At 54.9% G+C, this 12,444-nt stretch carries 10 protein-coding genes; 9 read left to right on the top strand and 1 reads right to left on the bottom strand.

Translation table 11 applies throughout. The annotated features are described in order from the left end of the window. Positions 1-82 precede the first annotated feature (82 nt). Both U1140_RS07130 and U1140_RS07125 read left to right on the top strand, forming a co-directional pair. The gene (locus tag U1140_RS07130; protein ID WP_369846840.1) at positions 83-826 is read left to right on the top strand and encodes a CoA transferase subunit A; all 744 of its coding nucleotides are present in this window, start codon (positions 83-85) and stop codon (positions 824-826) included. Further along, positions 826-1,476, top strand: a complete 651-nt coding sequence (locus U1140_RS07125) for a 3-oxoacid CoA-transferase subunit B (protein WP_369846839.1) — start codon at positions 826-828, stop codon at positions 1,474-1,476. Before U1140_RS07130 ends, U1140_RS07125 begins: the two co-directional genes overlap by 1 nt. Before the next feature lie 147 nt (positions 1,477-1,623). Here U1140_RS07125 and U1140_RS07120 read toward each other — a convergent pair whose 3' ends face one another. Beyond that, positions 1,624-3,003 carry an MFS transporter gene (locus U1140_RS07120; RefSeq protein ID WP_369846838.1) on the bottom strand — a complete coding sequence of 460 codons (1,380 nt, stop codon included), beginning with the start codon at positions 3,001-3,003 and terminating at the stop codon, positions 1,624-1,626. Positions 3,004-3,536: 533 nt separating this feature from the next. Between U1140_RS07120 and U1140_RS07115 the strand changes: the two genes are divergently transcribed. From U1140_RS07115 to U1140_RS07085, 7 genes are all read left to right on the top strand, one after another. Beyond that, on the top strand, positions 3,537-5,084 hold the full coding sequence (locus U1140_RS07115) for a pyruvate carboxylase (protein WP_369846837.1): 1,548 nt from the start codon (positions 3,537-3,539) through the stop codon (positions 5,082-5,084). Between the two features lie 8 nt (positions 5,085-5,092). Then, positions 5,093-5,638 (top strand): acetyl-CoA carboxylase biotin carboxyl carrier protein, encoded by a 546-nt coding sequence (accB, locus tag U1140_RS07110; RefSeq protein WP_369846836.1) that lies wholly within the window; start codon positions 5,093-5,095, stop codon positions 5,636-5,638. Between the two features lie 19 nt (positions 5,639-5,657). Next, the gene (gene accC, locus U1140_RS07105) at positions 5,658-7,010 is read left to right on the top strand and encodes an acetyl-CoA carboxylase biotin carboxylase subunit (protein WP_369846835.1); all 1,353 of its coding nucleotides are present in this window, start codon (positions 5,658-5,660) and stop codon (positions 7,008-7,010) included. Positions 7,011-7,035: 25 nt separating this feature from the next. Further along, positions 7,036-8,070, top strand: coding sequence for a PDR/VanB family oxidoreductase (locus tag U1140_RS07100; RefSeq protein ID WP_369846834.1), 1,035 nt, complete (start codon positions 7,036-7,038; stop codon positions 8,068-8,070). A 245-nt stretch (positions 8,071-8,315) separates the two neighbouring features. Beyond that, complete coding sequence (locus tag U1140_RS07095) at positions 8,316-9,707, top strand: oxygenase MpaB family protein (RefSeq protein WP_369846833.1); 1,392 nt, start codon at positions 8,316-8,318, stop codon at positions 9,705-9,707. Positions 9,708-9,736: 29 nt separating this feature from the next. After that, the gene (locus U1140_RS07090) at positions 9,737-10,921 is read left to right on the top strand and encodes an oxygenase MpaB family protein (RefSeq protein ID WP_369846832.1); all 1,185 of its coding nucleotides are present in this window, start codon (positions 9,737-9,739) and stop codon (positions 10,919-10,921) included. Between the two features lie 147 nt (positions 10,922-11,068). Next, positions 11,069-12,442 (top strand): NAD-dependent succinate-semialdehyde dehydrogenase, encoded by a 1,374-nt coding sequence (locus U1140_RS07085; RefSeq protein WP_369846830.1) that lies wholly within the window; start codon positions 11,069-11,071, stop codon positions 12,440-12,442. The last annotated feature ends 2 nt before the right edge of the window (positions 12,443-12,444 follow it).

The following is a 12,444-nucleotide window of genomic DNA, read 5'->3' as shown; positions in this document are numbered from 1 at the left end:
CTCGAGATTTTAACGCACAGACACGTCCGTTCACCATGTGAACACTTGTGCACACAGTGAACTGTAGTTAGACTATCGAAGTATGTTAGATAAGTCATATAATTCAGCCGCTGACGCAGTGGCCGATATCCCCGATGGCGCATCAATCGCCGTCGGGGGCTTCGGTTTGGTGGGCATTCCCGCCGTCCTGATCGAATCACTGCGGGAACAAGGCGCTACAGACCTGACCATCATTTCCAACAACCTCGGCACCGACGGCTTCGGGCTGGGACTCCTGCTTGCCGATCGGCGCATCTCCCGTTCCATCGGCTCCTATCTAGGAACCAATAAGGAATATGCGCGGCAATACCTCGCCGGCGAGTTAGCCGTCGAATTCACCCCGCAGGGAACCTTGGCAGAGCGCCTGCGCGCCGGGGGTGCGGGGATTCCAGCGTTTTATACCAAGGCTGGGGTCGGCACCCAACTCGCCAGCGGCGGCATTCCGGCGCGCTATAACCCGGACGGCACCGTGGCAGAATATTCACCAGAAAAAGAGGTGCGTGAGTTTAACGGCGAGGATTACGTACTCGAAGAGGGGATTCGCGCGGACTACGCTCTCGTGCACGCGGCAGTAGCAGACCGCTACGGCAACGTTGTGTTCCGTAAGACCGCACAAAACTTCAACCCGGATGCTGCGATGTCGGGCAAAATCACGATCGTGCAAGCCGAAAAACTTGTCGACGCTATTGAACCGGCAGATGTCACTTTGCCGGGGATCTACGTGGACCGGGTGGTGGAAGTCGGACCGCAAGAAACCGGCATTGAATTTAGGACGGTGAGTGAATAATGGCGTGGACGAAACATGAAATGGCAGCACGCGCGGCGCAAGAACTCCGTGATGGAGACTATGTCAATCTCGGTATTGGCATGCCGACGTTGATTCCGGGCTATCTACCACAGGGTCGCCAGGTCGTGTTGCACTCGGAAAATGGCATCCTGGGCGTCGGGCCGTACCCGACGGAAAACAACGTTGACCCGGAAATGATTAACGCAGGCAAAGAGACGATCACAGTAGCCGAAGGCGGTTCGTTTTTTTCGTCATCACAATCGTTTGGCATGATCCGTTCACGTTCGGTCGATGTGGCCGTTCTCGGCGCAATGGAGATTTCCCAGTACGGCGATCTGGCCAACTGGATGATCCCGGGCAAAATGGTCAAAGGGATGGGCGGTGCGATGGATCTGGTGCATGGCGCCAAAGAGATCATCGTGATGACTAGCCATCAGACCAAAGAAGGCAATTCGAAGATTCGCTCAGAGTGCAGTCTGCCGCTTACCGGCGCCAAGTGTGTCGACCTTATTGTCACTGATCTAGCAGTTTTCCGCGTTCATGCCGAGGAGGGATTGACGTTGGTGGAAATCGCAGACGGGGAAACCCTGGAGACCGTCCGTGCGGCGACTGAGGCTCCATTCGGCATCGCCGATGAATTGGCACATTAAGCTACCACGGGCTTGACTAGCTTGGCAGGCTAACAATCTTGGCAGGCTAGCAATACGCCGCCGAGCGATAGCTCGAGCGAAGACCCGCGACCACCAGGTCGCGGGTCTTCGCTGTGGCCGGCTAGCCAGGGAGGTTTAGACCGAGGTTTAGACCTGGTGCAGGTTTACACCCTTGGTTTCTGGCAACAGCTTCATGCTAATCAGCGTCAGCAGTGCCATTGCGATGACGTAGAGGCTGGACGCCCACGCCATATCGTGTGCAACGAACAATTGGAAAACATATGGAGCACTGCCACCGAATACGGCGACCGACAGCGAGTACGCTAAGCCGATGCCCTTGGTGCGGTGTTCGGTAGGGAAGACCTCAGCCATGATTGGGGCCAGCAAGGCGCCACCTGCGGCGACTACGATCAGCGAGACACCGGATGCAATCAGCAATGACACAGGCTGGTCGTTGATGATGTTCATCATCGGTAACTGGGTGGCGGCCAGAGCAACAGCGAAGATATAGATGACTGGTTTGCGGCCAATCTTGTCGGACAATTTACCCCACAGCGGCAGGGCGATTAGTGCGAGAGATTGTGCGACCACGGTGACCCAGTATGCACCTTGTGGTGCCATTCCTTGTTGCGAAATGGCATACGTCGAGATGTAGGACGACCACGTGTAGTGCGATGCGGTCACGCCGGAGACCATTCCGATGATCAGCAGAATCGAGACCCATACTGGACGCTTGGTGCGATCTTTCGTGATGATCTCACCTTCCGAGTCATGGACAATTCGGGTCGTGCTATTCGCGGTTTCGTCGGCAGAAGGCAGCTTGGCGGTGGGTTCTTCTACCGCCTGGAAAGCCTCCGATTCTTGCATGCTGCGACGCATAATCATGGCGATGAGAGCGGCAACGGCACCGAGCAAGAATGGAATGCGCCATCCCCAACTGCCGACTTGTTCGTCGGTTAAGACGGTCGTGATGACGCCACCGATCGTGTAAGCGATGACCGAGCCACCGAAAATCGCGGCGTAGACCAATGAGCCCCACATACCGCGTTTGTGTGGCGGTGCGATTTCGGGAATATACGAGTTTGCGGTGGCGGACTCTCCACCATGGGCGAAGCCCTGGATCACGCGGATGAACAGCAGCCCCAGCGATGCCCAGACACCGATGGATTCATAGGTCGGCATGATACCGATGACGACGGAAGCCGTTGCCATCATTATGATCGTCGTCATCAAGACATTTTTGCGACCTTTTTTATCGGCGATGATGCCGAATACGATGCCGCCGAGTGGGCGTGCCAGAAAGCCAATCGCGAATACGCCGAATGTAGCGAGCAGGGCAGAGGCTGGGTCTGTTTGGTCGAACATCGCCGCGGCAATGAAGGGGGCGAACACGGCGTAGGAGCTCCACTCGAACCATTCGAGTAGCTGACCCACGACGCTGGCAGCGAGTGACTTTCTATCTGCGGGTTTGTGCTGCTCCTCGCTGCCATTACTGGCACCGTCATTTTTGGCAACTTTTGTCGTCATTACCCCTCCTACTGTGGCGGTGTCGATGGTGATAGTCACGGTGAATTGTGATCTAAATCGCCTATAAAGCTAACACGCTGTTCGTCTTTGAAAATTCGTCGAAAATTGCCGTTTTTCGGGCTTTTCGGTTCACAGTTCATGGTTGCGGGGCCATAAAAATCCTTTTGAGCTGCAGGTTTAACTTCCTTCGTCGGTGTTCTTTCTCTCGTGGGATGAAAATCTTGCGTGTGTTCGCTTATTGAACGATCGTTCACTAGGCGCCCCAAATGGGGGTGGAGGGGTGGGGTGGAGTCTGTGTTCTGGTGGTTGTCGTGGGGTGATTTTTCGATTTAAAACTAGCCGATGACAGGCGTGTTTGTTTTGTATGCACAAAAAGTTTGCTGGCTTTTTACTGCTCTTTGGCGCGGTGTTTTTTCGCTGGGCTGGGTAGCATGAAGACATCAAATAAGTGAACCCCGTCACTAAATTGAGTTTTGTAGTTGGCCTCTCACTCGCGTGATTCACGAGTAGAGAAATATTCCGTAGGAGGACATATGAATGGTTTGAGTCCCGAAGAACTCAGCACAGAGACCATTGCAGAAATCCTGGCTGCCGGTGGGCGTGAAGAGGGGTGCCGTGGCGAAATCAAAATCGTTGATACCACGCTGCGCGATGCTCACCAGTCCATCTGGGCAACCCGCATGACCACCGAGCACATCATGTCGATGATCGAAGATCTTGACCAAACCGGTTTTGAGCACATCGATTTGGTCGCTCCAATTCAATTCGACGTTTCGGTTCGCTATTTGCAGCAAGACCCGTGGGAACGCGTACGCAAAGTTCACGAGGCCGCACCAAACTCTAAGTTCCGTGCGCTGATCCGTTCTAAGAACCTAGCTTCGTTTGACTTTCTGCCTGACGACGTCATCCGCGGCTGGGTAGAACGCCTGTATGCCAACGGCTTCCGGGTTATCGGTGCTTTCGATGGCCTGAACGATATCGACAACATCGTTGACGGCTTGGTGCTGGCCAAAGAACTCGGCGCCGAGACTTTCGGTTGCTTGTCGTACTGTCTTTCGCCAGTGCACACCGATGAGCTCTACGTCGAAAAGGCCAAAGAACTCGTCGAGCGTGCCGATGTCGACCGCATCATGCTGAAAGACGCCGGCGGGTTGTTGACCCCAGATCGTATCAAAACCATTATTCCTGCGATTCGTGAGGCCATCGGCGATCGCATTCTCGAAGTTCACACTCACAGTCTCACCGGATTGTCGCCGCTGGTTTATCTTTTCGCTGCCGAGCTTGGTGTCGACGCGATCCACACCTCGACGGAACCGTTGTCGGATGGTCCAGGCCAGCCATCAACGCAGCGCCTGGTTCGTGACTTGCGTGCTCTGGGCTATACGGTCAACATCGATGACGAGCGCCTTGAGCGTGTGAGCAATCGTCTGCAAGAAATTGCAGAGAACGAAGACAAGCCATTGGGTGAGCCACGCGCCTACGGCGGGTTGCACTATATGCACCAGCTGCCCGGCGGCATGCTCACGAACTTCCAGTCGCAGTTGGAGACCGCCGGATTGGGTGACCGTTTCGAAGAACTGCTCTACGAGACCGCTCGGGTGCGCGAAGAGCTCGCATACCCGATTATGATCACGCCATTTGCACAGTTTGTCGGCACGCAGGCCGTGATGAATGTTATGTCGGGAGAGCGTTATAGCGTTGTCCCAAATGAGGTCAAGAAATACGCCTTGGAATACTACGGCGAGCTACTCGCGCCGATCGAACCAAGTGCGCGAGAAAAGATTCTGGCCAACGGTTCTTCGGAGATTTCTGAACAGCGCCCAGAACTGGAACCAATGCTTCCTGGGCTGAAAGAGCGTCACCCAGATGAAGACCTCGACACGATCTTGCTGCGAGCGATGTTTGCCGGCGGCCAAGTCGATGCGATGAAGAAAGCCGTAGCCGAAGGCACGGGTGGCGATGTAGAAGCAGCCGGAGCACTGACCGCTTTGATCAAGGCCATCTATGATTCCGCAGATTCTGGACAATTCCACATTTCTGCGCCAGAACTCGACATCAACCTGACAAAGAAAGCGAAGTAATTCACGCCATGACTGACAACACCAGCCTCAACGAACTTAAGTCCCTGCTGAAGTGGGTCAACCTCAACGAGGACATCGAAGAACTCTCCGTAAGTTACGGCGATATTCAGATCGCCATGTCACGCACCCCGGGTGGACTCAACACCGCTCCTGCGGCCCAAGCCCCGGCGGCACCGGCACAAGCTCCATCCCAGCCAGCACCATCGGCAGAAGCGTCAGCCGAAAAGCCTGCTGCCCCTGCCGAGGCTGCCGAGCAGAAACCAGCGGAAGAGCCTGCTCCACAGGCTTCTGCCGGCGATGCCGGACAAAGTAGCGGAGAAACCGTGAAATCTCCGATGGTGGGAACCTTCTATGCAGCGCCAAAACCAGGTGCGCCAGCATTCGTCGAAGTCGGCGACGAGGTGGAAGAAGGCCAAGTACTGTGCATCGTCGAAGTGATGAAGCTGATGAACAACATCGAATCCAAGGTTGCGGGAACCGTGAAAGAAATCCTTGTCAGCAATGAAGACGCTGTCGAGCACGGCCAGCCATTGATGGTCATCGAACCGAAGTAACCTGCGAGGTCTGTTCCTAATGAGCAAATTACTAAACAGCGTGTTAATCGCTAACCGCGGCGAGATCGCACTGCGGATTATTCGCGCTTGCCGGGAGCTCGGAATCAAATCGATCCTGGCATATTCCGAAGGCGACAAAGATTCTTTGCCGGTCAAACTCGCAGATCAAGCAGTCTGCATTGGGCCAGCGAACGCGGCGAAAAGCTACAACAACCCTGAACTGATCATGTCAGCGGCAATGGCTTTCGGTGCAGACGCGATTCACCCGGGATATGGCTTCTTGTCTGAAAAGGCTGATTTCGTCGACATGGTCGAGGAAGAAGAAATTGGTTTTGTCGGGCCGAAGGCCGACCACATCCGCTTGATGGGTGACAAGATTGCGGCGAAAAAGGTTGCGCGCAAAGCCGGCGTACCTACGGTGCCTGGTTCTGACGGTCTGGTTAGTGATGCAGATGAAGCATTCAAAATTGCTAAAGAGGCCGGATTTCCACTGTTGATCAAAGCCGCCGCCGGTGGTGGCGGCCGTGGTATGCGCGTGGTGGAATCGGAAGAAACGCTCGCGAAAGACTTGGATGAAATCATGTCCGAGGCAGAAACGGCGTTCAACGACCCGTCGGTGTATATCGAACGTTATCTGACAGATATTCGCCACATCGAGATCCAGGTGCTTGCCGACGGTGAAAATGCCGTCGCACTGGGTGAGCGAGACTGTACCTCGCAGCGCCGTAATCAAAAGCTGATCGAAGAAGCCCCATCACCTGCAATCGATGCAGAATTGCGTGCCGGCCTAGAACAGGCAGCGATCAATCTGTGTAAAGAAGTCGGTTACAAAAACGCCGGTACTGTGGAATTTGTTTTTGATAACACCGAAGACAAGTACTACTTCATCGAGATGAATACCCGTATTCAGGTCGAACACCCAGTGACCGAGATGGTCACCGGAGTCGACTTGATCAAAGAACAGTTGCGCATTGCTTCTGGCCTGCCTCTGAGCATTACCCAGGAAGATGTGCAGATCAAAGGCCATTCGATCGAGTGCCGTATTAACGCCGAAGATCCGAACGAGAACTTTGCGCCACGTCCCGGGAAGATCACGCAGTTCCGCACTCCGGGTGGATTCGGTGTTCGCATGGATACTCACATTGAAAGCGGATACACGATTCCGCCGTTCTATGACTCGATGGTGGGTAAGTTGATCGTCTGGGCAGAAGACCGGGATGAAGCGATCGCGCGGATGCTGCGATCTATCGACGAGCTCGTTACAGAAGGTGTGGTGACCACCGCGCCATTCCAGGCGATGCTGTTGGATAGCGATAAATTCCGTTCGGGAGATTTCAACACCGGCTACGTCGCAAAGCTCCTCGAAGGTTAATCGGTGTTGTGAGAGGGTGGAAACCATGAATGTTCGTGTATCCGAGATCACGCAGTGTACCTCGACGATCAAAGCATTCACCTTGGAGCCGGAACGCGAGACAACGTTGCCGGATTTCAGCTCGGGTGCGCACATCGATGTGCACTTACCCGGTGGCTATATGCGGCAATTCTCTCTGTACCGGCTGCCCTCTGATGTGGACCACGATCGCTACCGCATAGCGGTGAAACGTGAGCCCGACTCACGTGGTGGATCCATTGCCGCTCATGAACTGGAAGTAGGCGCAAGTCTCGAGATTTCTGAGCCTCGCAATAATTTCCCAGTGATTAGGGGAGCGCAGCGCCATGTACTGCTGGCGGCTGGGGTCGGTATCACTCCGATTTTCGAGCATGCGCGTCGACTCCACGACAAAGGTGCGGACTTTCAGGTGCTGTATGTTGCGAAGTCGGCAGAAGAAGCTGCGCTGGCAGACGAGCTCAAACAGATGTGCCCGGACAACGTGGAATTCGTCTTCGGTGAAAACCGAAGAGCGGACCACACAGCGATGATTCGCGAAGTTATTGCTGGTCCGGAACCAGAACAACGCAGCGGAGGCCTACTTAAGCGAACGGCGCGCAAAGTGCTGGGCAAGCAAGATCCTGCTCGATTCCACGGTGTGCACGTCTACATGTGTGGGCCGGTAGGTTTTATGGATTCTGCTCGTGCCGTTGCGCGGGAATTTGTGCCGGATACCCGGATTCATAACGAAAACTTCCATCCGCGGACATCTGCCCACCAGGAAGGTGACGAACCCTTCGACGTAGAAATCGAAGGCCAGCAGTTCACCATTGGTGCTCGCGAAACCATTGCCGAAGTCTTGGATGATCATGACGTACCGGTGTATACCTCGTGCGAAGAAGGAACCTGTGGTACCTGCCAGATGATGGTGGTCGAAGGCGAGCCCGACCATCGCGATTCAGTTTTTAGCGCAGAGCAACATCAAGCCGGACGCATTGCCACCTGTGTGTCGCGGGCGAATGGCGATAAGCTCGTCTTGCGTCGCTGTAAATCCGACGATTAGCGCGGAGGGGCCGCCGCGATAAGAAACGACAGCAGCCCAAGCCAGGGCTCAGCCGTCGGCGGCTGCGAGCTTCACACAACTGTTTTCCACACGCTTCTGTAGCAGTTGCACAAGTACGTCAGTGCAACTGTTCAACCCAGCCAAATAACAAGTTTTTCACTTCAAATCAATATAGTTTTGTGTGATTCAAGTTATATACTGATCTCAATGTAACTAAGGACATAAATTTCTGAGAGGAGATCACAATGTCCAGCCCAACCATTAAACAAAACGATGGCCAGAACACTACCCAAGCTGTGCAGACAGTTGGGGGACTGGAAATCCTGACACGGTCGGAAAATCCGTACGAAGACTACCGGTATTTCTATCGCGACGGTATGCCACTGCGTCCGGCACCAGAACGCCGGACCCCGAAACCGTCCTGGTCGACGCTGCGCCACAACATCTTCGACAAGTGGCACTACGTCCGCGACGAGTGGACCTACGACTCGCTACAGACGAGGTTGCTGGATGATCACATGTGGCAAACCGACGAGCAAGGTAATGCACTCGCGGAAATGTTCAAACGAGTGGGCGCGAAAAAGGGACGCGCTGATTTCGAAACGGCGTTAAACCAGGGAATTGAAACCCTGAATGATCCGGAACCAGAGTTGGTTGAATTCTTCAACCACGTCGATCATTTGCCGGACTGGTTGGACCTCGAGGCAGCCGAGCGCGGTCGCGTCGCCTACTACAACGTGACTCCCTCAGCAGAGCTTTTGTCCATCGCTTTCGCGTATTGGGCCACGGCAATGGAAGATCGCACGTCGGCGGCAACTGGGCAAACCGGCATGTTCGAAAACAAAGCAATGCAGCGGGTTAAAGAAACCGTGCAATTCTTCGTCGACTTGGGCCGCAACGGGGTCTTCGACCGGTATAGCGACGGCTTCAAAGCAGCCGTGCGCGTGCGCGTTGCCCATGCGCAAGCTAACCGTGGTCTGGAACGCTTGTGGGGCAAGGACCACTACAACACCTTTGGTCGGCCGATCGGGTCGAGCTTTTTGGTCTCCGGCGAAGGCTGGTTCGCGCTGATGCCGTTGGCTATTGATGAGTTCTTCGGTCGTCCACACTCCGGGCAAGAATGGGATGACGTCGCGATGTATTGGGCCTATGTCCTCTACGTCATGGGAGCCGAAGATCGCATCATCCCGAAAACCGGCGATGAAATGCGTAAGATGACCGATTACATTTACGCCAACGGCGGTATGTCGAGTGATTATCGCGTGCAGATCGCCACCGCGTTGATGAACGTTTTGGAAGAAATCGATAAAAAGATTCCGTATATCGTGCTTGGCGCGCTCACGCTCATTATTGGCGAAGACGACGTGCGCTTCATGGTCAAAGACACCAAGTGGGAAAACGCCACACTGAAACCCATTGCCGCGGCCTATGCCGCCAAGGCACGTGCTGAGGCGGCCGTCTACCGTGCGAAAGATGCGCTTCCGGGCGCTGCGAAGCGAAAACAGAAGCGTGCCCAGGACGGGCGGCCACCGTGGTGGGACAACTTCGAGCTGGTGCAAAAACACCTCGAGAAAAACAACCTGGACATCAAGGCCGATTATTCCCTGCACGATACATCCGCCGAAGCGCAACGCTAGCCCTTCAGCCTTTCTAAGGAGCCCTTCTCATGACTGAGCCATACAACAACCGTGACCGCTGGCCGGTGATGCGCAACGATCGCCAGGCCTTCGTCGACAAGTTCGGCGCGAAACTCGCCAAGCAATTCCAAGAAGCTTTCTGGAATGCCGACCCGATTGCCGACGCGCTGTTTACCAGCGGGCACTCGGTGCGCGAGATCATGCCGAACCTGCGCGAAGCACTGCAAGCAGGTAATGCCACGGAAAACACGTTCCCAGAAGTCGCCGCGCTTGTCGACGACATGAAACTCGCCCTCGAAGGCTTGGATGCCGAGCGCCTGGAACGTGGACGGCGCGTCTATCTCTCCATCCCTGTGCTTTCGCATGGTTTGGCCCTTGGTCCTGGCTCATTGGTGCACACCTACTCGACGCCCGCGATCGCGAATTTATTGGTTAATTCTGGTGAGCTCACCGATGGTGCCGTCAAGCGCTTGGCTTACACCACGAACTGGACGTATTCGCTCTATCTGCCGGGCGGATTGCAGCCGGGCGGGGAAGGCTTCTTCCACACCGGTATGGTCCGCGCGATGCACGCTCACGTGCGTCGGGTGCACACCTCTCGCGGATTCGATTACAGCGATTGGGGAGCGCCCATCAACGAATTCGACATGCTGCGCACCTGGTTCGATTTCACCACCATCCCGTACCGTGGCCTGCAAAACATGGGCTACACGTTGACGCAGCAAGAACAGCAAGACATCTACTACCTGTGGAAGGTCGCCGGCCGCATGGTGGGCGTTCCAGAGGCTTTGCTGGAAGGCCAAGACGATATCGCATCCTCGCAACATTTGCTGGACGCGGTGCACTTCGTCGACGGCGAACCCAATGAGCACTCGCAGGCGCTTGTCGACGCCTTGCTGGACGGTTTCGTCGTCAATGCTGAGCAAATCACTGGCTTGCCGACGGACTCTCTCGCGCAATGGACTCGCGCGCACGTGAACATAATTCACGGTGATGAGGTCGCGGAGCAGTACGGAATTGCGCGCCAACCAATGCAACAGATTCTCGAGTTTTCGACACCAACTGTGGCCGAAAGATTCGATCTGTTGCGTAAGAATCCGGAAGCTTTGGAGGAGGAAATTGCAAGAAACGAGCAGGTGATCAAGGATATTCTCGATCCGGAAGCAGCGTATCTGAAACAGGACGACGGCGTCGTCGTCAAAGAAGCTGCATAATGGTAGCAGCTACGAACGCCAAAATCTGCGTGTTATGCCCTGAATATTTCGCATGGTGTGAAAATCACATGGTGTTCGGTAGCCTCGGACCAAACTGAACATTAACTGCAAACAACTCTCCGATTTTCCAAAGGAAGTTTTTTTATCATGTCCATTCCATATCGCGTACAAAACCCGGCCACGAACGAGGTCGTCGAATCATTTGATACGGCGACAGACCAGGAAATCCAGGATGTTTTGAGCAAGGCTCATGAGGCATTCCAGACTTGGCGCAACAGCACTTTCGCAGAGCGCGCCAAGATTGTTAACAAGGCTGCGGATTTGCTGCGTGAGCGTAAAACCGAGCTAGCAAAGATCGCTGCAGAAGAAATGGGTAAGCAGATCCCAGAGCTGGAAGGCGAGATTGAATTCTCCGCCAATATTCTGGCGTTTTACGCGGATCGTGCAGAAGAGTACTCCGCTGATATGCCCATCGAGGTTCCTGGCGGTAAGGCAGTGATGCGTCGTTTGCCACTCGGTGTTCTGCTGGGCATCATGCCGTGGAACTACCCTTACTACCAGGTTGCCCGCTTCGCTGGCCCGAACTTGATGAACGGCAACGGCATTATTTTGAAGCACGCCGAGATCTGCCCGAAGTCGTCGGCAGTTTTCGAGGAGATCTTCCTCGAGGCTGGTCTACCAGAAGGCGTTTTCAACAACGTTTATGCTAATCACGACCAGATCTCCACGATCATCGCTGATAAGCGCATTCAGGGCGTTTCCCTAACTGGTTCCGAGCGCGCAGGTGCTGCAGTCGCTGCGCAGGCAGGTAAAGCACTGAAGAAGTGCGTGCTTGAGCTGGGTGGTACTGACCCATACATCGTGCTGGATACGAACGATGTCAAGGACGCAGCAAAGGTCGCTTGGGAAAAGCGCATCGACAACACTGGTCAGGCGTGCACCTCGAACAAGCGCATCATCGTCATGGACGATATTTACGACGAGTTCGTTGACGAGATGGTGCGTATCGCAGAATCCTACAAGCCTGGTGACCCACTCAACCCGAACGAGGGCGAGTTCTACCCACTGTCTTCCCGCGATGCTGCGGAGAAGCTTAACGACCAGGTACAGCGTGCGGTGCAAGAAGGTGCCAAGCTGCACACCGGCGGCGAACTGCACGAGTCCGCTGCGTACTACAGCCCAGCTGTGCTGACGGATGTACCGGTTGGTTCCGATTCCTACTACGACGAATTCTTCGGCCCAGTTGCTGAGATCTACTCCGTGAACTCGGAAGAAGAAGCCATCGAGCTGGCTAACAACTCGAACTACGGCTTGGGCGGCGCAGTCTTCTCGGAAGACAAAGAACGTGCCAAGAAGGTTGCCGACAAGATCGAGTCCGGCATGATCCACGTCAACCTGCCACAGGCCATGACGCCAGTGCTGCCATTCGGTGGCGTGAAGAACTCCGGCTTCGGTCGTGAGCTTTCCGTGCTGGCGCTTGATGAGTTCGTGAACAAGCAGTCCTTCTACGTCAACGACTAATT

Origin of the sequence: Corynebacterium drakensteinense (genome assembly GCF_041224285.1) — a bacterium.
In the GTDB taxonomy this organism is placed as follows: Bacteria; Actinomycetota; Actinomycetes; order Mycobacteriales; family Mycobacteriaceae; genus Corynebacterium.
This window is presented reverse-complemented; position numbering and strand designations above follow the sequence as displayed.